The 21914-nt window shown below is 63.8% G+C and carries 16 protein-coding genes; 4 read left to right on the forward strand and 12 right to left on the reverse strand.

Translation table 11 applies throughout. From position 1 onward, the window contains the following. Positions 1–329: 329 nt before the first annotated feature. From tagQ to tagH, 12 genes are all read right to left on the reverse strand, one after another. Positions 330–1271 (reverse strand): type VI secretion system-associated lipoprotein TagQ, encoded by a 942-nt coding sequence (gene tagQ / locus J3Q04_RS24875; RefSeq protein ID WP_420767147.1) that lies wholly within the window; start codon positions 1269–1271, stop codon positions 330–332. A gap of 85 nt (positions 1272–1356) precedes the next feature. Beyond that, entirely contained in the window at positions 1357–3084 is a 1728-nt protein-coding gene (locus J3Q04_RS24880; RefSeq protein WP_434608845.1) for a formylglycine-generating enzyme family protein, read from the reverse strand. Continuing rightward, the gene (locus J3Q04_RS24885; RefSeq protein ID WP_434608843.1) at positions 3077–4273 is read right to left on the reverse strand and encodes an ABC transporter permease; all 1197 of its coding nucleotides are present in this window, start codon (positions 4271–4273) and stop codon (positions 3077–3079) included. Before J3Q04_RS24885 ends, J3Q04_RS24880 begins: the two co-directional genes overlap by 8 nt. Further along, positions 4273–4989 carry an ABC transporter ATP-binding protein gene (locus tag J3Q04_RS24890; RefSeq protein ID WP_420767175.1) on the reverse strand — a complete coding sequence of 239 codons (717 nt, stop codon included), beginning with the start codon at positions 4987–4989 and terminating at the stop codon, positions 4273–4275. The genes J3Q04_RS24885 and J3Q04_RS24890 overlap by 1 nt, the downstream gene beginning before the upstream one ends. Beyond that, positions 4989–8051, reverse strand: coding sequence for a serine/threonine-protein kinase (locus J3Q04_RS24895; protein WP_434608841.1), 3063 nt, complete (start codon positions 8049–8051; stop codon positions 4989–4991). The genes J3Q04_RS24890 and J3Q04_RS24895 overlap by 1 nt, the downstream gene beginning before the upstream one ends. Then, the gene (locus J3Q04_RS24900; RefSeq protein ID WP_434561609.1) at positions 8048–8779 is read right to left on the reverse strand and encodes a PP2C family protein-serine/threonine phosphatase; all 732 of its coding nucleotides are present in this window, start codon (positions 8777–8779) and stop codon (positions 8048–8050) included. The genes J3Q04_RS24895 and J3Q04_RS24900 overlap by 4 nt, the downstream gene beginning before the upstream one ends. Beyond that, positions 8780–9433 (reverse strand): type VI secretion system-associated protein TagF, encoded by a 654-nt coding sequence (gene tagF / locus J3Q04_RS24905; protein ID WP_434608839.1) that lies wholly within the window; start codon positions 9431–9433, stop codon positions 8780–8782. Further along, entirely contained in the window at positions 9430–12930 is a 3501-nt protein-coding gene (gene tssM, locus J3Q04_RS24910; protein ID WP_434608836.1) for a type VI secretion system membrane subunit TssM, read from the reverse strand. Before tssM ends, tagF begins: the two co-directional genes overlap by 4 nt. Then, positions 12927–14231: a DotU family type VI secretion system protein gene (locus tag J3Q04_RS24915; RefSeq protein ID WP_434608834.1), complete on the reverse strand. Its 1305-nt coding sequence runs from the start codon at positions 14229–14231 to the stop codon at positions 12927–12929. Before J3Q04_RS24915 ends, tssM begins: the two co-directional genes overlap by 4 nt. Before the next feature lie 6 nt (positions 14232–14237). After that, the gene (gene tssK, locus J3Q04_RS24920) at positions 14238–15572 is read right to left on the reverse strand and encodes a type VI secretion system baseplate subunit TssK (RefSeq protein ID WP_434608832.1); all 1335 of its coding nucleotides are present in this window, start codon (positions 15570–15572) and stop codon (positions 14238–14240) included. 15 nt (positions 15573–15587) lie between these two features. Next, positions 15588–16094, reverse strand: coding sequence for a type VI secretion system lipoprotein TssJ (gene tssJ / locus J3Q04_RS24925; protein WP_434608831.1), 507 nt, complete (start codon positions 16092–16094; stop codon positions 15588–15590). 67 nt (positions 16095–16161) lie between these two features. Beyond that, positions 16162–17589 (reverse strand): type VI secretion system-associated FHA domain protein TagH, encoded by a 1428-nt coding sequence (tagH, locus tag J3Q04_RS24930; RefSeq protein ID WP_434608829.1) that lies wholly within the window; start codon positions 17587–17589, stop codon positions 16162–16164. Between the two features lie 404 nt (positions 17590–17993). Between tagH and tssA the strand changes: the two genes are divergently transcribed. From tssA to J3Q04_RS24950, 4 genes are all read left to right on the forward strand, one after another. Then, positions 17994–19019, forward strand: coding sequence for a type VI secretion system protein TssA (tssA, locus tag J3Q04_RS24935; protein WP_420767136.1), 1026 nt, complete (start codon positions 17994–17996; stop codon positions 19017–19019). Between the two features lie 82 nt (positions 19020–19101). Further along, positions 19102–19617, forward strand: coding sequence for a type VI secretion system contractile sheath small subunit (gene tssB, locus J3Q04_RS24940; RefSeq protein WP_186633609.1), 516 nt, complete (start codon positions 19102–19104; stop codon positions 19615–19617). A gap of 12 nt (positions 19618–19629) precedes the next feature. Continuing rightward, positions 19630–21126, forward strand: a complete 1497-nt coding sequence (tssC, locus tag J3Q04_RS24945; protein ID WP_030138240.1) for a type VI secretion system contractile sheath large subunit — start codon at positions 19630–19632, stop codon at positions 21124–21126. 225 nt (positions 21127–21351) lie between these two features. Further along, positions 21352–21840 (forward strand): Hcp family type VI secretion system effector, encoded by a 489-nt coding sequence (locus tag J3Q04_RS24950; protein WP_420767135.1) that lies wholly within the window; start codon positions 21352–21354, stop codon positions 21838–21840. The last annotated feature ends 74 nt before the right edge of the window (positions 21841–21914 follow it).

Consider the following 21914-nt stretch of genomic DNA (forward strand, 5'->3'; position numbering starts at 1 on the left):
CGCGGTCCCACCGAGAGCCAGGTCGGCTTCAAGGCCGCCTCGGCTCGGCTTTTGATCTGTCAGGCCCCGTTAACCACGATGGCTGAACGCAGGCATTGTGGAGTGGGCAACCCGGCATGGATGCCGGGTTAGCCGCGCTGGGTCATGGATGACCCTTCGCGGCGGGCCCACGGAGCAATGCCGGAGTGAGGGCATGCCGAGCCTAGGCGAGGCACCGAGTGGTGGGGCCAAGCTTTTTTGCTCACTTTTTTTGGCGTCTGAAAAAAAGTGAGTCGCCGTAAGGGCGAAACCCTAAGCAGCCGTTACCGCAGCAACGGATATGCCCCCGATCAAACATTCGGGCAAGGCACCGGTGCCCAATCGCCCAGGTCCGGGTTTTTGCACATGCTGTTCACCTGCGTAGTACCCGCGCTGGCAACCTGTTTGCTTTCATCCTGCTTGGCCTTGGCGGTCTGCAGGGTCTTCTCGGTAGCGACCGCTTCTTTCGGCACGGCTGGCAGTTCTTTCTTCTTCGCCGGCGTCACTTTCTTCTTGGTCTTGGTGCTGGTCTGCGCCGCCACAACCTGCGTGGTGTCGGCAGTGGCCACGGTCACCACGTCAGTACGCTGCACACCCACTTGCTGCAGGTCCTTCTCGTAGGCCTGGGTGTAGTTGTTCAGGTCTTCGGAAGCCTTGCCGTTCACCGCGACGATCAGGTCATTGGATTCTTTCAGGCCGGCAACGATTTCTGCCAGGCGCTTGCGGCCTTCGGTGTCGTTGACGGTCTTGGCCTTGCGGTCGGCGACCAGTTTGCTGAACGCGTTCTGGTAGCACTGTTGCGACGCCTTGGCGTAGGCGGTGCTGCGGTCGATGTCCGAAGCGCTCTTGCTGACGTCGGCGGCGTAGGAGGCGATGCGCATGTTGTCATCGGCGATCTGCTTCTGGCGCTCGGTGTAGTAACCGGTAGCGCCACCGGCCAAGGCGCCGCCCGCGGCACCGATGGCGGCGTTACGGCCACGGTCTTCCTTGTCGGCGGTCAAGGCGCCCAGCAGCGCACCACCGACGGCACCGACGGCTGCGCCGGTGACGACCGACTTGGTCATGTTCCCTTCGGTGGAGCGCAGGTGCTGCACCGGCTCGTAGCAGTTGGGGTAGTACTCGACCTTGGTGCTCGAGGCGACCTTGGACGTCGGCGACGAAGCGCAGCCAGTCAGTACGGTGCTGAAGCCCACAGCAACCATCAGCAAATGACGCTTGGAAACCGAAGCAAAAGGTTTACGGGAGAAAAGCATAGTTGTGTTCTCGTTTAAGTTTTGACCAGCTCAGCACGGCCCCATCGCCGCCTGAGTCCCTTCCAAGCTCGCTGACAACGAACACTCAAGACCGCTGAGCGCTCGATGCGAGCAATTGCTTCAATATCGCCGCCGGGTCGGCTCGTTTCTGCTGACGATAATCCCCGACATGGCGAACGAATAACGTTGCACGCGCCACCAGGCTCTTGCCCAGTACCGGTTTGCGCTCAAGCTCTTCCTTGATGCGCTGCAATTGCGCCTGGATCACGGCATCGGTGTAGCGCGTGCCGGTCGCCAGGTTGTCGATGTAGATCGCCACCGCGCCGTCCAGCGCACTGCGACCATTTTCAATGGCCGTGGCAAACAGCGTGGCGCTGGCGTCGTCCTTGGCATCCAGGGCCGCCTGCCGACTGTTCTGCAGGTTGGTCAGGCGAATGTTGTAGTTGTTGATGGTCTCGGCCACCAGGGCCGAAGACTGGATCAGGTTGCCCGCCGCTTCCTCGCGCTGTTGGGCGATGAGCGAGACGTTGCGCTTGAGCTCTTCGTTGACCAGGCCCAACTCCGCTTGAAGGCGCGGGTCGGCGCTGGCGGCGATGATGCTGTCCAGGCGCTTGGTCGGGTCTTCGGCGTCGTCGATGGCGTCGGTCAGGGACGCGAGCCGGCCCTCTTTCTGCCACTGGGCGTACAGTTCCTTGTAGCGCGAACGCGGCGCCGACAACGCGCCGACAGCCACACGGAAACCGGTGGTTTCGTTGTTTTGCTCGGTGCCGTCCGCGGCGAACAACGGGTACTCGCGGCGCATGCCGGTGAACAACGTGCCCTCGCCTTCCAGGTAGTTGCCGCCCTTGACCACGAAGCCGCCATAGGCGCCCTGACGGCGACCGGCGTGCACCAGTTGGAATGATTCCTGGACCATTTCGGCGGCGTTGCCCACCACGTCGAACAGGCCGATGGGGTTCGGCAACTTGGTGCCGATGGGCATCAAACGCGCCGCTTGGCCCGTGCCGCCGGCGACTTGGTTGAACACTGCCCAATCGGCCAGCGGCCCGTCGCTTTCACTGCCTTCAAGGCGCCGGGGGAACAAGCGCCCTTCCAGGTCCTGACGGCTCACAGCTTGCCCACCTCGGGCGGCGAATTCCCACTCCACTTCGGTGGGCAGACGCACGAAGCCCAGGCCGCCGTCTTCGGCGGATGCGCCGCGACCGCTCACTGGCAGCAGGTCCTTGTGGTATTTCATCAGCCAGGCGCTGTACACCGCCGCAAAGCGCTCGGCCTCGAATTTCGACAGTTTCACCTTCGGCAAGCGCCCGGCCATACCCTGGGGCAACTCGGCTTGCAAGGCTTCGCAGGCCGGCGCCGGCTCGCCGCTGGCCAGGGATTGCGCCTGGGCCATGACCTGAGCGTACTGGCGAGCGGTGACTTCGTATTTGCCGATGAAGTACAGCATCGGCTTGAGCGGCGTCTTGGCGTCGGTCTTGGGCATCAACGGCGTGATGGTCTTGTTCCAATCCTTGGGCAAATCCTTGAGGGTGAACTGGCCATTGATGAAGTCACGCCGGTAGCCGGAAATGAACGACTGCTGGTAGCCGGCCTCGCCTTCGCTGAACGGGTAGCCGAGGCTGATCTCGCGGTCGTCCAGGGTCCCTTGGGCAAGAATGTAGACGTAGCGAAACACCATTTGCCCTTCACACGGCAGCGGCAGGCTGACGTCGTCGGGCAACGGCTTGGGGTTGTCCAGCTTGTCCGTGCCTTCATCGGCACAGACCAGACCGGCCAGGCTCAGCGCCACGGCGGCGCCCAATAACTTATACATCGCGAATTCCTTCACATGCCTGGATGCGCGCCACCCGCCAGCCGCCACACGCCGCCGCGACGGCGCTGATGCCGAGCACGGCCACCAGGGCCAAGGTGTAATGACGCACCAGCAGATGGCTGGCGTACTCGCCGGGCATCTGCGCAAATAAATAATTGAGGCCCGACTGCGCCAGGCCATACAGCCCGGCGCTCAGCAGGGCCGCAAACGTGGCGCTGTAGAGCGCCTGCAACACCACGAACAACAACAGCGCCGCCGTGGACACGCCCAGCAGGCGCAGCACCGACAGCTCCCGACGCTTGCGCTCCACCGCTGCCAGGGCCCCGGCAAAAATCGCTGCGAACGCGCCGGCCAACGCCAACCCGGCGATGATCCAGAACACGATCGACAGGTTGCGGCTCAACGATTGCACCTGTGCGATGGTCTGGGCCTGGGTCGACACCAACAGGTTCTGCCTGGCGAAGTACTGGCGCAGCGGCTCGACATCACCAAGGTTGCGCGCGTACAGGCGGAACGCCGGATAGACCCGCTGCCCAACCTCGCCCACTGCATCGCCCGGCCAGCCGAACGCGGGCACGGCACGGCCGTCGCGGTAATCCTCGGCGGCCTCCAGCAACGCCAGCGGGGCAAACAGGCCGTCCCGGGCGAAGGCTTCCAGTGGCAGCACATGCATCACCTGCACGCGAGCGCGCTGCGCCTCGCTGCGACCGGCCACTTGCCGGCCGAAACCGGCCTGCAACCAATCACCAGCCTTGGCGCCGAGTTTCTCGGCGGCGGTCTGGCTGAGCACCACTTGATCCAAGCCCTGCGGCACCGGCAGGCGATCGAACAAAGGGTCGCCAGCGGCCGTGGGAATCATCTCGACCGTGACGGCGGCAGCCTCGCTGCTCAGATCCGCCGTGGCCGCGATCTGTCGGGTGCGCGGCAAGGCGAAGGCGACGTCGCTGCGCTGTCCCAATTGCTCGACGAAGGCGGCACTGAAACGGCCACCGCCCAACGGGATGATTTCCCGGGTAGCCGGGTCACGTTCCAGGCGCTCGGTCAGGCTGCTGACCAGGCCGAACTTCAGGCCGAACAGCACCAGCAACGGCGCCACCACGGCCACCAACGCCAGCACCGAACACGCCGACAGCCAAGCGTCGTTGCGGTAATCCTGCCAGGCCAGGGAAGCCACCAGCGCGCCGCGCATCAGCAGGCCTCCCCGAGCGTAGCCGTGACGCCGCCGTCGGCATCGCGGCGGCAACTGATGCGCAGCACTTGCAAGCCGCTGGCGCGGGCCAGCGCCTCGTCATGGGTGGCGACCACGCAGCAGACACCCTGCTCGCGGGCCTGGGTGACCAACAACTGCATGACGCGCTCGGCGTTCAGCGGGTCGAGGGCGGCGGTCGGTTCGTCGGCCAGCAGCAGGCGCGGGCCATGGGCCAAGGCGCGGGCGCAACTGACCCGCTGGCGCTGGCCGACGGAAAGATCCGCGGGTTTCTTGTCCAGTTGATCGGCAATGTCCAATTGTCCGGCCAGGCGCTTCACGCTGCCGTCATCCTTCAAGCCCAGCAGTTTGCGCGACAACGCGATGTTGCCGCGTACGTCCAGGAAGCCCAGCAGGCCACCGGTTTGCAGAACATAGCCCAGGTGGCGGCCGCGCAACTCAGCCAAGGTGCCTTGTTGCGACGTGCGCCACAGTTTGGCGATGTCCAGCGGCGCGTTGGCCGGCGTGAAGTCGAACTGCCCCGCCTGATCCGGCGCCAGCACCAGCGCCAGCAAGTCCAGCAAGGTGCTCTTGCCGCAGCCGCTGGGACCGACCACCGCCAGCTGTTCACCGGCGCGCAGTTGCAGCCGTGGAATCACCAGGCTGTAGCGTTGGCCACCGGCGCCCCGGCTCTTGTGCACTGCGCTCAGGTTCAGCATCACGGCAGCGTCGACAACGGAACGCGGTACAAGGCGTCGCCCGGCTCGGCATCGCCGAAGCGCACCCAATTGGCGAGGTCGTTGTGGAAGGTTTCGTAGAGGCGGATCTTTGATTCCAGCTCGTCGATGAAATCCTCCTGCTCGGCCACGCTCAACGACAGCCACAAATCCTGGGTCATGTTCAGCGATTTGCTGCGGTACGGCAGCCCTTCCAGGTACTCGCCGAGAATCCCACCCGTGGCGAGGTTGCCGCCTTTGCGCAGGGCCGATGGGTCGCGGCTCATATAGGCGCTGGCGCTGGCGATTTCCTGGAAGAAATCCTTGGGCGAGCTCTGGGTTTTGCGGGCCGCGTCGACGATGAGCTTCAGCGATTGCTGCAGGTCGTTGAGTTGCAGCTTGGTCAGCATCACGCAGACCTGGAATGCCGGCAGCGCCGGGTTGGTCAGGTCGCGGTCGGCGGTCCAGGCGCTGACCAATTGCGGCGCCTGGCTGGCGGCTTTGCGCCCCAGGAAGTCCATGTGCATCGCGTAGCCGACCGCTGCCGATTTGTCGGCCAGGCTCGGCGCGGCGCTGAGCAGCGGCACGCTTTGCGGCTTGTTGCTGCGCACCTGGTGGACGAGGTCGGCGAACACCGAGCCGATTTCGTCGACCCGATCACCGAACTTACGTACGTCGGCACCCGGCACCGCAATGTACAGGTCACCGATTTGCGGGTTGGCGTCGGCAGTCAGTGTGCGGTATTGGGACTGTGCGCCAGCGTGGGTTTTCTTGCCGGCGTCGCTGAGCAGGTGCAGGGCGTATATCTTGATTTGCTTGCCCAACGCCGCCTGGCGCACTTCGGCCTCGTTCATTTGCGTGGCGGCAAATGGGTCGTTCTTGCGCAGCGCACCGGCGTCGGTGACGAGCAGGATCAGCCGGCCGCCGTAGCCGGACCAGTCCATCCCTTCCACCGCCTCCATGACACCGGCAAACGCATCTTCATTAAACGAATGGCTCGACACGGTAGATGCCTTGACCTGCCGCGCCATCTCCAGGAAGCGTTGCGGGTCGCGGCCCTGTTCCAGGGTGATCAAGGTCTTGGCGGTGTATTCCAGGCCTGGGGTTTTCTTGATGCTGCTGCGAAAACCCACCATGCCGAAACTGACGCTATCAAGCTCGCCACGTTCGCCGATGCGAGTCTGCAATTGATGCACCACGTCACGGACCTGATCGATGTAGGGCTGCATGGACACGGTGGTGTCCACCACCAGCACCACGGCGGTACGGAACGCGTCGGCGTTGGCGGCGGTGACCGGCGTGTTGGTCGCAGCCTTTTGGGCGGTGCCAGGGTCGATGGACGCCACGTTCAGCAACTGCACCGGCTGTCCGTTATCGTCGAAGCTCTCGCGGGAATCGAAGATTGGCAGCAGATAGAACTGATTCTGCGGCACGGCGCTGGCGGCCGGCTCCAGAGCCAGCACTTGTTGATCGTCCTGGGGCTTCTGCTGAGCTTTGAGCAACGCGTTTTTGGCGGCGGCCGGGTTGGCCAGTAGCTTCTCCACTTCGCCGGGCTGACGCAGGAACATCACCGGCGCACGGCCGGAGCGCTCGGTGAACTTGAGCACCAGGCTCTGTTTCCAATCGCTGACCTGAGCGGCGGGCAACCAGCCGTCGCTGCGCCCGTCGGTGGCGGCGCCGACGCGCACCCAGGCGCTGCCGTCCACGTCCTTGCGCTGGTAGACGTACAGCACGGAGAACGCCGGCAACGCCTTGCCCGGCGCAGCGCCAGGCTCGGCGGCCAACTTGGCCCCCGGTTTGCTGAGCACGCGCTGGAATAGAGTTTTCTTGCCAGCCATCAGCAGCGGACGCTGGCCGCCATCGGCCTCGGTCACCACGGGCGGCTTGACCGCAGGTACGTCAGGGGCTTTCGGCGGGGTGACTTCAGGGGGCTTGGCCGAGGTCGTCTTGGCAATCGGCGTTTTCATCTCTTTGCCGTCATTGCCAGACAACCACCAATAACCCGCGCCACCCAGCGCCAACGCCACGGCCACCGCAACAGCCGCGAGGGCAAACACCGGACCCTTGCGTTGCTCCGAAACCGTGGATTGCGCTGTTGGCTTGAGCGGCGGTGGCACAGGCTTGGGTTGTGGCGGCGAGTAAGCCGGGCCGCTGGGAATGTCTATGGACATGGGCGTCAAGCCCGCCAGGTCATCCACCGCAGGCGGCACGACCGGCAGTTCAAACGACAACGGCCGGATCAGCGTCGCTTCCGACGATTGCTCCGGCAAGTTATCCAGCGCCCGCAGCAGCGCCGCCGCATCCGGGAAACGCTCCGCCGGATCCTTCGCCAGCAACTTGCGCAGCACGTCCTGGTAACGGCCATGGTGCACCGGCAGTTCCGGCAAGGGCTCGGTCAGGTGCGCCAGGGCCGTGGACAGTGCATCGTTGCCGGTGTACGGCAACTTGCCGACGAGTATTTCATAGAGCACCACGCCCAAGGCGTACAGGTCGGCGCGACCGTCGATGTCTTGCCCACGGGCCTGTTCCGGGCTCATGTAGCTCGGTGTGCCAACGGCGAAACCGGCTTGGGTGAACTGGGTGCGGTCGTCCAGGGATTTGGCGATGCCGAAGTCCGACAGCACCGCCGTGCCGTCGGCGCGAAAGAGGATGTTGGCCGGCTTCACGTCGCGGTGGACCAACCCCAAGCCGTGGGCATACCCAAGGGCCGAGGCGATTTGGCGAATGTAGGTCAGGCCCTGCTCCGGCGTCAGGCCCGCGGCGATGCGTTCCTTGAGCGTGCCGTTGGGCAGGTATTCCATCGCCATGTAATACAGCTCACCGACGTTGCCGATGTCATGGATGGTGACCGTGTGCGGGTGGGACAAGCGCGCCAGGGTCTTGCCTTCGCGCAGGAAACGCTCGCAAAACGTCGGGTCAGCGGCCAGGGCTGCCGCCATGACTTTCAATGCCACCTTGCGCTCCAGCGAACGCTGGGTCGCCAGGTACACGCTGGCCATCGCGCCTTCGCCGATCTCGCCGTCGATGTCGTAACCGGGGATGACAAGGTTAAGGGTCAAGCTCATGACGGCACCTTCACGACGACCACGGTGATGTTGTCCGGCGCGCCGCGCATCAGGCCCAGGGACACCAGGCTACTGGCGATCTCGCCGGGCTCGTCGTGGCTCAATACTTCACGGATTTCCTCGTCCTCGACGGTCTTGGTCAGGCCGTCGCTGCACAGTAGGTAGCTGTCGCCGGGCACCAGCAGCAATTCGGCCAGCGCCAGGTTCAGTTGCGCCTCGACGCCGATGGCGCGGGTGACGATGTTGGCGCGTGGATGCACGCGGGCTTCGGCTTCGCTGAGCAGGCCGCTGTCTTGCAAGTCCTGGACGTAGCTGTGGTCCCGGGAAATGCTTTCGAGCACGCCATCGCGCAGGCGATACAACCGGCTGTCACCGGCCCACAGGCACATGCCGCGCAGGTCGCGGGCGGCCAGTACCACCACGGTGCTGCCCATCATGGTCACGCCACGGTTGGCGGTTTCTTCGCGCACGGCGGCGTTCACCCGCAACAGGTCGCTTTGCAGTGCCGCGATGTATTCATCCAGGGAACGGCCCACGGCAATGCTGCGCAGGCTGTCGATGATCAGGCTGCTGACGTAGTCGCCCGCCGCGTGCCCGCCCATGCCATCGGCGACCACCCACAGGCCGTTTTCAGGCATGTCCAGGCAGGCATCTTCGTTGACCTGGCGGACCATGCCGACGTGGCTCTTGCTTGCAGACTTGATTGCTTTTCCGGCACTTGGACGCATCTACACAACACCTTCTTGGCCGAGCAAAAATTGCGCAAAATCAGCCGCCGCCGGTAATCCCTGGCAGCGCATCAAACCGGGCGCGATGCGCTCCGAACCCAGGCCCCACCACAGGCTTGCGCCTTCACAGGCCGACTCGGCCAGGGCGCTCATCCTTCGCTGCGGATCGGTGGCATCGAAACGATGCAGGCTGGCGAAGCGACTGCTCAAGGTGCGCGGCAGGCACATTGGGCTGCCAAGGGTTTCAAGCTCTTCGCTGAACGCTTCGAAACTGGCTTCCACGCTCAATGTGCTCAGCAACAGGTTCTCCACTCGCCCGAACCAGTCGTCCGCGCCACCGACCACCGAGGCTGGGTCCGCCTCCGCGTCCATCAATACCGCGACGGTCAGCGGGAAATAGCGCCCGACCCGGTCGATGCTGGGCATCACCACCCCGACGGCAGCGTCCGGGCCGCACACGCCGGGCGCGACCATGAAGCGCCATAGCGGGCTGACCAGATAGGCGTCCAACCAACGCTCGCCGAGGCTGCTCTGGCTGGCGAGCAAACCCGCCGCCAGCCAGGAGTCCCACGGTTTGATAAAACTCTGGGGCAAGCCTCGGCTGACGAAATCCCCGCGGCTGGCCAACTTTCCATAGAAGCCCGGCGTACTCATAGACGCTCCGGCAGGCTGAAGCCGCTGAGCACGCGGCTCTTGAACGGGTTGAAAGCACTGTTGGCCCGCAGCTCATAAGAGGCGCTTGCGCCATCGACCCGCAGGCGCAGGTTGAAGCGATCCGGCGAGTTGCCGGCGGTCAGGTCCGATTGTTCCAGCAGGCGGAACCAGGCCCATGGCCCATCCAGGGTGATACCGGAACGACCGCTGGAGGAAGGTGGCATGATCGAAATCCGCACCACGCCGATGCTGCCGGGGTTCGGCCACTGCAACGCGGTCGGGCGGCTCGGGCCGTGGTCGTAGCTCAGCTGCTGACCGTCGAGGTCGAGCAGGAACTGGGTGATGGTCGAATCCATCGCCACCGGCTTGAGCTCGAAGCGCACCATCGGCTGGGTGCCGCCGGAGCGGAAAAACGCATCGCGGATGGTCGCCGCGCGCTGGAAGGTCTGCAACACGCCAGGAGAAATCCCGAGCTTCTGCGCCGCGCCCGGCTGCCAGCGCCAGGTTTGCGTCGAGGTATCCACGTACGGTTGCAGGTACTTGCGGAAGTAGTTGTCCATCACCCCGCCGACGCCGAAGAACTGGCCGAAGTCATCAAGGGTGGCGTCCCGCGCACTGCCTGGCGACATCGGGTAACGTCCGGCCAGGGACTGGCGGTAGATGTTCACCACTTCGCTGGTCCAGGCCGCGTTCAGTTGATTGCGCACCCCGCCCATCATGGTGTTGGTGGTGGAATTGACCACTGACTTGACCAAGCCCTGCACAAGTGGCGGCTGGCGTTCGGCGTTGAGGCTCACCCGGGTAGCGGCGGCCGACGCCTGGTTCTTGGCCTCGCCGAGCAAGGCATCGCCGCTGGCGCCGACCATGGCGCTGACTTGCACGTACAGCGCGTTCATGTCGGACAACAGGCCGTCGATGGCCGCCGGTTCGCCTTCGTTCTTGTTGACGATGCTGTTGAGCTCGGCGAAATGCGCGGTGATCGGATCATCGCTCGCCGTCGGCGCGTTCGATGTCGCCTGTTCCTGGCCGAGCAGGCTGCCGAGGCGCTCCTTGAGCTTGTCCACGCTGCCCTCCACCGGCGCGCCTTGGGCGGCCAGCAGGCGCTCATCCTGTTGCAGGTCGGTTTCCTTCGCCACTGCCACCAGCAGTTTTTTCAGCGGCGAGGTCGGGCCGGAAATCACCCGCAGCACATCGGCGGCCTGGGCCACGCTGGTGATCGGCACGAAGTCGATGTCGGCCAGCAAGGCGTCCCATTGGCGCATGTAGTCCTGGAAATACAGGCGACGCACATCGGCGGCCAGGCTGGCGACGTTCTGTTGGTCGGCCTCTTCATGGCCCAGCACCCATTGCTCTTCAGCCAAGGTGCCAGTCTGGCTCAGGCTGCTGAGCAAAAAGCCCTGGCGATACCCTTTGACCGTGAAGAACCCACTCAACGGTTCGCCCAACGGCTTGCCGCTCTTGCGGCTGAACACCAGCGCAGCGTCACGCCCGGCGGCTTCGTTGATGCGGAAGTCCGGAATGCCTTCTGGCAGCTTCTGGCGCTTGATGCGGTCGTAGACGCGCTGGGCCACCGGCAACTGTTGCAACTGGCGGCGCAGGTCTTCGATCAGCCGTGGGTCCAGGCGCGCGGTCGGCGGACGCCGTTCGAACAGTGCCTGCAAATGTCCGGTCAGGGCTTGGCGCTGCTCGGCTGGCAAGTCCCGTGGCAAGCTGCGATCCCAATCCAAAGCGATCCAGGCCTTGATGAAGTCGGCGTCGTAATGCTCGTTATCGGCGAGCATCAGATAGGCCTTCAAGCCTTCGTAGAGGAAGTCCGAATTGCCGCCGCTGTGCAGTTGCTCTTCGATGCGCGTCAGCAGGCGTGGCGCGAACACCGCGATCAACAGCTTGCGGTAGACGCTACCGGACTCGGCTTCCAGCATGTCGCCCTGATAGAGGCCCAAACCTTCAGCCCAATCGGGGGCGTCGTCGGCCAGGTGTTTCACGGCGTTGAGCAGCGGCAACACCGCAAGCACGTCGCGCTGGGCCGGGCTGAGGTTCTGCACGGTCTGGCCCAGCGGCGCGACCTTCTGGTCGACCTGGGCGATGTAGGCCTGGTTGGCGCGATAGCTGACCCACCACAACGTGCTGACCACCAACACCAGCACGACGGTTGACGCGAGCACGCCACGAGCGATCCACTTGCGCCGGCGCTCGACTTTCGGGTCCACCCCCACCAGCCCGCGCTCGGCAAACGCCACGGCGCTGAACAGTTTTTCGATGAAGTAGCTGCGTCCGGTGCCGGTCTGGCGCGCCAGGTACTGGCGGTCCAGGTTCATGCTCTGGGCCATGGAGCCGATCAGACGATCGATCGGGCTGCCTTCCTGGGTGCCGCTGGTGAAGTACACACCGCGCAGCAATACCCGCTCTTCAAAGGCGTTGGGTTTGAACACGCCGTCGAGGAAGCTTTGCAGGCAATCCTTCAACGCACCGAACTGCTGCGCGAAGCCGTAGATCAGGTCGCGCCGCGCCGGGTCGCGCTCTTGTTGCAAGCGCTCGACCAAGCGGTCGTTCAGGCGCTGTTCCAACAGGGCGAATTCGCTTTGCAGGTGCGCCAACGGACTGTCGTTGCTCTTGCCATCGTCCAGCGCGAAGGTCATGCCCCAGACCTGGGCGCGTTCTTCCTTGCTGAGGCTATCGAAGTACTCCATGAAGCCTGGCACCAGGTCGAGCTTGGTGAGCATGAGGTAGACCGGGAAACGCACGCCCAGTTGGGTGTACAACTCCTGGATCCGCAAGCGAATCGCCGCGGCGTGGGCCGCGCGTTCGGCGTCGCTGCCCAGCAGCAGGTCCGAGAGGCTGATGGCGATGAACGCGCCGTCGATGGGGCGACGTGCCCGTTGTTTTTTCAGCAGGCCGAGGAAGCCCAGCCATGCTGCCTTGTCGACGGCCGCGTCACTGTCCTGGGTGGTGTAGCGGCCAGCGGTGTCGAGCAGCACGGCCTGGTCGGTGAACCACCAGTCGCAGTTGCGCGTACCGCCGACGCCGCGCACCGCACCGGCGCCGAGCTGCGCGGCCAACGGGAAATGCAGGCCTGAGTTGACCAGCGCGGTGGTCTTGCCGGAACCGGGCGGCCCGATGATCACGTACCACGGCAGCTCGTAGAGGTTGCGCCGCTCGTCACCGCCGAGCTTGGCTTTCTTGAGCAACGCCAAGGCTTCGTCCATGCGCTGGCGCAGGGTTTCGAGTTCCTCGGCGGTGGCGATGCTGGTGGGGTCCGGCGGCGTCTGCGCGGCCAGGCTGCGCATCACTTCGGCGGCTTGGCGCCGAGCCTGGATAATGCGCAACACCCGGTAGGCGATCCACACTGCGAACACCAGAATGATCAACGCCCAGCGGCGGCCTTCAGGCACCAGCCAATCGAGCAGCGGGCCAACGAACCAGATGATCAGGCTGAGGGCGATCAGGCCCAGCAATGGAATGACCCAGCGGATCATGAAACTGAAAAACGCCTTCACTCGACCCCCTCCGCCAACACTGTGATTTCAACCCGTCGATTGCGTGCGCGCCCCTCGGTCGTGGCGTTGGACGCCAGCGGCTCGGTGTCGCTGCGGCCCTCGGCGCTGAAGCGCTCGGGTTGGCCGGTCTTGGCCGAAAGAATGTCCAGCACCGACCGGGCACGCGCCTCGGACAAGGCCCAGTTGGACGGGAATCTCAGGGTGGCGATCGGGCGATTGTCGCTGTGGCCAGTCACCAGCACCTGGCCCTTGACCTTGCGCACCGCGTCAGCGATGCGCAGCATCAGCGGTTGGAAATCGTCTTTGATGCTGGCGCTGCCGGAGGCGAACAGTTCATCGCCACGGATGGTCACCACCGAGCGAGCGACGGCGTCTTCCACGGCCACCTTGCCGGAGCGGATTTCATCGGCGAGGAAACCGGCCAGGCGTGGGCGCTCGATCACTTTGGGCTGGACCACGGGACGGTCGATGGTCTGCACCGGGATTTCACCGAGGAAGTGGATGTTCTTAAACACCGGCTCGGCGTCGGAGGCCAGCTTCATGCGCAGGCCGAACAGCAGCGCCAGCAGCAGCGCCGCGCCGATGGCCAGGGCGATCCACGGCGGCATGAATTGCGCCAAGCGATCACGGGCCACGGTGACACCGCGCCAGTGCGGCGACAGCTCGCGCTCGTAGTCGCCACGAGCGCTGCGAATGACGCCCGCGGTACGCTCGCGCAACGCCTCCAATTGACTGCGGCCGTCGTTCATTACCCGATAACGGCCTTCGAACCCGAGGCACATGCACAGGTACAAAAGCTCCAGCAGATACAAGCGCTCGCGCGGGCTTTGTAGGCAGTGCTCCAGCAACTGGAACACCTTCTCGCCGCCCCAGGCTTCGTTATGCACGGTGATCAAAAGGCTTTGCTTGCCCCAATCGCTGGTGCCACCCCATGGGGTGCTCAACACCGCTTCATCCAGGGCGGTACACAAGGCGTAGCGGGCCAGCAACACGTCGTTGCGCACCACGCCGGCGGCCTCGGCGCGCTCTTCGAACTGGCGCAGGTAGGCCAACAGTTGCGCGCGCAAGCTGGCCGGCGCCGGGTGGGCGATGGTGTTGCGCAAGCGCGTCAGCAGGGCCAGCAACGGGCCGGCGGCGCTTTCCAACGGGTTGAGGCCCTGGGCCTTGCCGGTCAGGACCGGCGCGGCCGGCATCGACAACGGCGCGGGCGTCGGCTGTTGGCGTGCCGGGTCCGGACGGAACGGATCCGCGCCGCGGCCACCGGGCGTCGGCATGAACTGGGTACGATCGTCGTTGCTCATCGCGGTTTATCCTCGGATCGCCCAGAACGCCAGGTTCAGCCCCGGGAACTGGCCGGCGATGTGGAACGCAAAGCCGCCGGAGTTGCTCAACTGCTGCCAGTGATCGCTGCCTCGGTCGAGCTCGTAATAGGTGGAACCGGCGTGGTACGGCAGTTGGCGTGGCGCTACCGGCAACGGCAGCAGGCCGATGCCCGGCAATTGCAGGTTGACCAGGTCACGGATGTGCTCCACCGAGCCGACCTTGCTCTGCTGGCCGAAGCGGCCGCGCAGGGTTTCGGCGGGCACGTCGGCGCGTACCACCAGGATGAAACTGGCGCTGTCGAGCAGGGTCTTGTCGGCCAGCATCGCCACGTGAATGCCGTAGGCTTTTTCAACAATCGGGATCGGCGTGGCCTTGCTGTCGATCAACATCGACAGGGCCTCACGCAAGGCCTGCATCACCGGCGCGTAGCTGAGCGCCAGGTCGTCGTGCTGGTACTGCGGATAGGGCTGCGGCCGCCGTGCTGACGCGGTAAAGGTCGAGAATTCTCCCGCCAGGCTGACGAGTTCGCTGTAGAAGCGCTCGGGGTGCAGCGGCGTCAACTGGCTCAGGTGCTGGATCAGCGGCTGGGCGCGGTTGACCAGTTGCAGCAGCATGAAATCAGCGATCTCCGAGGCGCCACCGGCCCCCGAGGCCACCACCCGCCCGGCCAAGGCTTCACCGCGTTGATGCAGCAGGCCCAGCAGTTCGCTGCGAAACGCCGCCAGTGGCTTGGAAGCCGCCACATCCAGCAGCGGTGGAATGTAGCTGTCGTCGAGGACCAGGGCCCGGTCGGCGCGTTTTTCCTTGATGCGCACCACGCCAATCGCGGCGTAGTCGCCGATGCCATCCTGTTCGGTCAACAAGCGCAACGCCCGGGAACCCACGGCCACCGGCGCGCGGTTTTCGAACGGCGCGTTGTCGTCGCGCACTTCGCAGACCCGGCTCACGTAGCGCGCGGCGCCGAGGGTTTCACCTTCATCGACGGTGTCGCGGGCACCGGCGCGCTTGAGCGGCAACGCCAGGTACACCACGCCATCGCGCAGGTTGTCATCGATGTTCAGTGGGGTCGGCGCCAAATCATCCTGGGGAATGTTGAACGGCGTGCCGTCCGGCAGCAGGCCCCGCGCCGAGAGGATGGCCAGCTTGCCCTGGGCCAGCAGGCCCTGGTCGATCAGCAATTCGGAAAAACCCCAGGCACCGGCCGACAAGGGGCGGCTGCGGGCGTCGATGAGGTTTTCCAGGTAACGGTCATGCTGCTGGAAGTGCTGCGTTCCAATGAACATGCCTTCCGACCAGACCACGCGATTGTTCCAGGACATGGGGGCTCCGATTCCTTATTGGGCAGGGCTGGATGGGGGAACGACGACGGCGCTGCGCACGGCGCGCACGTCGAGGCTGATCTGGTATTCGGTGTATTCGCGCGCCGGTACATTCATCACCGTGCGCCATAGCGACTGGTCCAACTCGCGATAGCCCACCAGTATTCCGATGTGCCGAGTGGCCGGGTCGAGCTCACGTTTCAGGCTCAATTGCTGGTCCGGCTGGATCAGCACTTCGTCCTGGTCGATCAGGTCCGCACCGAGCGTCGCCTGGGCCCGCTCGGCCAAGGCGAAATAATCGGCGCGGCCAAAAGTGGCCGCATTCTTCAGTTCAAAAATACGCACCCGCACCGGCGCTGGCTGGCCGGAGGCACCGGGGTTGAGCCCGGCGATGGAATGGAAGTGCAGCTCGACGGCGGCGGTGTCGGCCTCAGCTTCTTCGGGCTGGGGTTGGGCCGCATCCTTGGCGCACGCCGTCAGCAGAAGCGCTACGGCGACTGCGAGTAAAAACCTGGGGATCATCCTGCGTCCTCAATGACGTTTGAGCTATCCGTTGTTGTCTTGATCAGTATCGTTAAGGCGGCGCCGCTCAACGGCGTCGCTGTCGTGTGCTGTGCTCTTCGTAAGCGCGGCTGAACTCACGACCGAACAGGTCCTGGAAATCCTCTTGGGCTTCCCGGGAAATGTTGCTGTAGAGCTCGGTGAATTGCTGCCAGTACTGGGCCTGTCGCGAGCCGCTGAAAATGCCTGAAAGTCCACCAGGCTTGGCCATGCGTTCTTCCAGTTGCGCCGGCTCGAAGCGCGCCAGCAAATGCTTGATCGCCGCTTCCACGCCGGCCATGACCGCCAACTGGTGGGCGCGCAGATCATCGAAACTGTCACGCACCGCCACGTCCGGGGCCATGAATGCCTGGTTGCCATGGCGCAACAGCAACAGCAGGGCTTCATCGACATTGGGGGCGAACTTCAGCGGGTTGTTTTCCACCGGCTGGATCATCGTCTGCTGGATGCGGAATTCACCCTTGAGGCTGCTGCGGGCGCGCAGTACATCGATCAGCCCTTCGACCATCAAGCGATAACTGCGCCCGATGCTCTCCATCTGCGCCTCGGCGTTGGCCTTGTCCAGGCGCAACTGATCCAGCCCGGCGCCGCGCAGGAAAGCCTGGAGCAGGTCGGGTTGAGAGGTTTGCACCGGGGAGGTCGTCGGTTCGACGCGGCTGACGGGCGCTTCTGGTCGCGGCGCGGGTTCAATCGGCGCAACGACCTCAACCACAGGGATTGCCGGTACGGGAACCGGCTCGGGCAGCGGCGCAACGGGAATCGGTGCCACGGGCGCTGGCTTGTCGCTGAACAGATCCCAGTCTGCCGGAATGACCGGGGCCGGCGTTCCCGCCACTGGCTCGAACACCGGCTCAGCCACAGGCGGGGGGTTCGGGCGGGGGATCGGCGTAGGCGCACGGAAATCGTGCTGCTCGGCCGGCACATGATCCGGCTGGGTGGCCGGCGGGACGCTGGGCGGGATGAGGAAGTCGAACAGGTCCGGCAGTGTGTCCATGGACGATACGCCCTGGAAGTGGGCCGGCATGGCGACGGGCATCGACGAAGGCGTTTTCACGGATGCGTTCTGACGGCCCATCAAGGCTTCGAAACTGCTGGGGGCTTCGGCGAACGGATTGCTATCGGTCATCGGCAGGTCGAAGTCGACCCGCGCCTGGATCTCATAATCGCCAATGCGGATGATCTCGCCGTCCTGCAACGGCTCGCTATTGCCTTTGCGCAGGCGAATACCGGCCTTGACCAACTCCACACCGTTAGTGCTGTTATCGGTCAAGTAATAACGCCCGTCCTTGTATTGGATAACGCAATGCTTGCCCGAGACCAGGCGTTCCGGATCTGGCAGAACCCAATCATTATCGGAACTACGGCCAATTGCCATCACGCCCTGACCCAAAGTCTTTTCAGAACATTGTCCGGGGGTAATCTTGTGATAACTAGTGATAGTCAAACACAGCGGCATCTCGCCTCCTTGCTGAATACTTCTTGTCGCTGGCGATACATAAGAACGGGGCCCCGTCGATGCGACATAGGATCCTTGCCTGCGACCGGAACGGCTTTTTGCCAGCATGATCGCTGATCTTAACCGGCCTGCGTGACAAAAAAACCTGTTCCAGTGCCTGCTTCGACCTACGAGTCGCGCGGGTTGTTAAGCGCCTCACAACTGTCACATCGGCGAAATAGCTTACCTTGACAACGGATAAGTACTACACCAAAAATGCACAACTTGTTGAATATACATGATGGCACTTTAAGATCATCTCGCTCTTATAGCGCCATTATCCTCAAGGAACATGTGAAGTTTCATCCGAAACTTGCGTGTGCACTGCCCGACTTCTTCAGCGGGTGATAGGGAGATCGATCCAAGTGGATGTGCCTTTGTTGCTCGCCGCCGTTTCCGCGAATTCGCCTTGCGGTGAAGACCTGGAATATGACGCGGATTTCTTGCGCCTGGAACGTGATTCCCGAGGCCAGCCCGAACGCAGCATGGGCGATTCGATCCTGCCCGCCGAACCCCCTGAATGGCGCAGCATCCAGCAGCAGAGCCTGGACCTGTTGCAGCGCAGCAAAGACCTGCGCATCACTCATTTCCTGTTGCAGAGCTCCCTGGCCCTGGAAGGTATTCCCGGCCTCGCCCGCGCATTGACGCTGATCAGCGAGTTGCTCAAGCAATACTGGGCCGACCTGCACCCGCGCCTGGACGCCGATGACGACAACGACCCCACCGTGCGCATCAATGCCCTCGCCGGCCTGACGTCGGACGTCACCATTCGCCTGTTGCGCGAGAGCATCCTGGCCCGCTCGCGAACGTTCGGCGCCGTCAGCCTGCGCGCCGCCGCCAATGCCAGCGGCTTGCAAAGTTTCCCCGATGAAAGTCTCGGCGCCGAACAGCTCGCCGGCGCCCTGCTCGACAGCGACCCCGAGCAGCTGGAAGTCATCCGTGCCGCCCTGCTGGAAGCCCGCAGCGCCGCCGAAGCCATCGAACAGCAGGTCAGCGACCAGGTCGGTTCCGCCCAAGGCGTGGACCTCGGCCCTTTGAAGCAGCCGTTGAAAATGGCGTTGCAGATTCTCGGTCAGTTCGCCCCGCAGAGCGGCGACAGCGACCTTGCCGATCCTGTCGAAACCGACGACACCGCACCCGTCGAATACACCAGCTCACCAGGCGCGCCCCGCAGTACCGTCCCGGGGGAAATCAACAACCGTGACGACGTGCTGCGCAGCCTGGACCGGATCCTGGCGTACTACACCCGCCATGAGCCCTCCAGCCCGCTGCCGGTGCTGTTGAATCGGGCGAAGAATCTGGTGCACGCCGACTTCGCGGCGATCGTGCGCAATCTGATTCCCGACGGCATGAGTCAATTTGAAAACCTGCGCGGCCCGGAAAGCGAATAAAAAGCGAGCGGATCACGCAGTCACGTCATAGGTACCTCCCGATGACGCCAACACCGTCGCTCAAGCGACCAGGAGCAGCAACGTGGCGAAGCAAAGTTCTCAGAAATTCATCGCGCGCAACCGCGCGCCTCGAGTGCAGATCGAGTACGACGTCGAGCTCTACGGCGCCGAGAAAAAGGTCCAGTTGCCCTTCGTCATGGGGGTAATGGCCGACCTCGCCGGCAAGCCCGCCGAGCCTCTGGCACCGGTGGCCGATCGCAAGTTCCTCGAGATCGACGTCGACAATTTCGACTCGCGCCTCAAGGCCATGCAGCCGCGCGTGGCGTTCCATGTGCCTAACGAATTGACCGGCGAAGGCAACCTGAGCCTGGACCTGACCTTCGAAAGCATGGACGACTTCAGCCCGGCAGCCGTGGCGCGCAAGATCGACTCGCTGAACAAGCTGCTCGAAGCGCGTACCCAATTGGCCAACCTGCTGACCTACATGGACGGCAAGACCGGCGCCGAGGAAATCATCATGAAGGCGATCAAGGACCCAGCGCTGTTGCAGGCCCTGGCGAGCGCGCCGAAGCCCGCCGACGCAGAGCCCAAGGCTTAAGGACTAACGATCATGAACGATTTGGTACGCGACAATCAGCCCCAGAACCTGGGCGCCACCGAAGAAACCAGCGAGTTCGCCTCGCTGCTGCTGCAAGAATTCAAACCCAAGACCGAACGTGCCCGCGAAGCCGTCGAGACCGCCGTGCGCACCCTGGCCGAACAGGCCCTGGCGCAGACCGACCTGGTGTCCAACGACGCCATCAAGTCGATCGAGTCGATCATCGCCGCCATCGACGCCAAGCTCACCGCCCAGGTCAACCAGGTCATCCACCACCCGGATTTCCAGCAATTGGAAAGCGCCTGGCGTGGCCTGCACTACCTGGTCAACAACACCGAGACCGATGAGCAGCTCAAGATCCGCGTGCTCAACATCTCCAAGCCTGACCTGCACAAGACCCTGAAGAAATTCAAGGGCACCGCGTGGGACCAGAGCCCGATCTTCAAGAAGATGTACGAAGAAGAATACGGCCAGTTCGGCGGCGAGCCTTACGGCTGCCTGGTGGGCGACTACTACTTCGACCAGTCGCCACCGGACGTGGAACTGCTGGGCGAACTGTCGAAAGTCTGCGCCGCGATGCACGCACCGTTCATTGCCGCTGCCTCGCCAACCGTGATGGGCATGGGCTCCTGGCAGGAACTGTCGAACCCGCGCGACCTGACCAAGATCTTTACCACGCCGGAATACGCCGGCTGGCGTTCGCTGCGTGAGTCGGAAGACTCGCGCTACATCGGCCTGACCATGCCGCGCTTCCTGGCGCGCCTGCCGTACGGCGCCAAGACCGACCCGGTGGAAGCCTTCGCCTTCGAAGAAAACACCGACGGCGCCGACAGCTCCAAGTACACCTGGGCCAACGCGGCCTACGCAATGGCGGTGAACATCAACCGTTCCTTCAAACACTTCGGCTGGTGCTCGCGCATCCGTGGCGTGGAGTCGGGCGGTGAAGTGGAAAACCTGCCGGCCCACACGTTCCCGACCGACGACGGTGGCGTGGACATGAAGTGCCCGACCGAAATCGCCATCTCGGACCGCCGCGAAGCGGAGCTGGCGAAGAACGGTTTCATGCCGCTGCTGCACAAGAAAAACACCGACTTCGCCGCGTTCATCGGCGCCCAGTCCCTGCAGAAACCGGCCGAATACGACGACCCGGACGCCACCGCCAACGCCAACCTGGCCGCGCGCCTGCCGTACCTGTTCGCCACCTGCCGTTTCGCCCACTACCTCAAGTGCATCGTGCGCGACAAGATCGGTTCCTTCAAAGAGAAGGACGAAATGCAGCGCTGGTTGCAGGACTGGATCCTGAACTACGTCGACGGTGATCCGGCGCACTCCACCGAGACCACCAAGGCCCAGCACCCGCTTGCTGCCGCCGAAGTGATCGTCGAAGAAGTCGAAGGCAACCCGGGGTACTACAACTCCAAGTTCTACCTGCGTCCGCACTACCAGCTCGAAGGGCTGACCGTGTCGCTGCGCCTGGTATCGAAACTGCCTTCGGCCAAGGGCGCTTAAAAACCCACTGAACGTACGCAATAGAACATGTGGGAGCGAGCCTGCTCGCGATGGCAGTGGATCAGTCGCCACCTGCGTTGCCTGACCCGCCGCCATCGCGAGCAGGCTCGCTCCCACAAGGGATCTTCAGCAGTTTGGAGATCACCTTAATTCCGCTCGGCAAAACAGATTTCGCAAGGTCAGCGTCAACCAAACAACGTGGTAGAGACCACACAGGGAGAAAACATGGCTGTTGATATTTTCATCAAGATCGGCGACATCAAGGGCGAGTCCATGGACAAGGTCCACAAGGACGAGATCGACGTCCTGAACTGGAGCTGGGGCATGTCCCAGACCGGCAACATGCACGTGGGCAGTGGCGGTGGCGCGGGCAAGGTGAGCATCCAGGACCTGTCTCTGACCAAGTACGTCGACAAGGCTTCACCGAACCTGATGATGCACTGCGCCAGCGGCAAGCACGTCGACAAGGTCAAGCTGACCGTGCGCAAGGCCGGCGGCGAAAACCAGGTCGAGTACATGATCATCAACCTGGAAGAAGTGCTGATCACTTCCCTGAGCACCGGCGGCTCGGGTGGCGATGATCGCCTGACCGAAAACGTCACCCTGAACTTCGCCAAGGTGCTGGTGGACTACCAGCCGCAGAAAGCCGACGGCACCAAGGAAGGCGGCCCGGTCAAGTTCGGCTGGAACATCCGTCAGAACGTCAAGGTGTAATCGAACACGCCCCTGGCGCCACGCGCCGGGGGTGTTTGGTGCTTGCTCGCATCCCATCCTTTCCTGCCCGGTGT

The organism is Pseudomonas sp. D4-21, from assembly GCF_051132125.1.
In the GTDB taxonomy this organism is placed as follows: domain Bacteria; phylum Pseudomonadota; class Gammaproteobacteria; order Pseudomonadales; family Pseudomonadaceae; genus Aquipseudomonas.

Bases quoted from the DNA above. Each gene is read 5' to 3' on its own strand.
- tagQ (WP_420767147.1), bottom strand. From the start codon at position 1,271: ATGCTTTTCTCCCGTAAACCTTTTGCTTCGGTTTCCAAGCGTCATTTG.
- J3Q04_RS24880 (WP_434608845.1), bottom strand. From the start codon at position 3,084: ATGTATAAGTTATTGGGCGCCGCCGTGGCGCTGAGCCTGGCCGGTCTG.
- J3Q04_RS24885 (WP_434608843.1), bottom strand. From the start codon at position 4,273: ATGCGCGGCGCGCTGGTGGCTTCCCTGGCCTGGCAGGATTACCGCAAC.
- J3Q04_RS24890 (WP_420767175.1), bottom strand. From the start codon at position 4,989: ATGCTGAACCTGAGCGCAGTGCACAAGAGCCGGGGCGCCGGTGGCCAA.
- J3Q04_RS24895 (WP_434608841.1), bottom strand. From the start codon at position 8,051: ATGAGCTTGACCCTTAACCTTGTCATCCCCGGTTACGACATCGACGGC.
- J3Q04_RS24900 (WP_434561609.1), bottom strand. From the start codon at position 8,779: ATGCGTCCAAGTGCCGGAAAAGCAATCAAGTCTGCAAGCAAGAGCCAC.
- tagF (WP_434608839.1), bottom strand. From the start codon at position 9,433: ATGAGTACGCCGGGCTTCTATGGAAAGTTGGCCAGCCGCGGGGATTTC.
- J3Q04_RS24915 (WP_434608834.1), bottom strand. From the start codon at position 14,231: ATGAGCAACGACGATCGTACCCAGTTCATGCCGACGCCCGGTGGCCGC.
- tssK (WP_434608832.1), bottom strand. From the start codon at position 15,572: ATGTCCTGGAACAATCGCGTGGTCTGGTCGGAAGGCATGTTCATTGGA.
- tssJ (WP_434608831.1), bottom strand. From the start codon at position 16,094: ATGATCCCCAGGTTTTTACTCGCAGTCGCCGTAGCGCTTCTGCTGACG.
- tagH (WP_434608829.1), bottom strand. From the start codon at position 17,589: ATGCCGCTGTGTTTGACTATCACTAGTTATCACAAGATTACCCCCGGA.
- tssC (WP_030138240.1), top strand. From the start codon at position 19,630: ATGAACGATTTGGTACGCGACAATCAGCCCCAGAACCTGGGCGCCACC.
- J3Q04_RS24950 (WP_420767135.1), top strand. From the start codon at position 21,352: ATGGCTGTTGATATTTTCATCAAGATCGGCGACATCAAGGGCGAGTCC.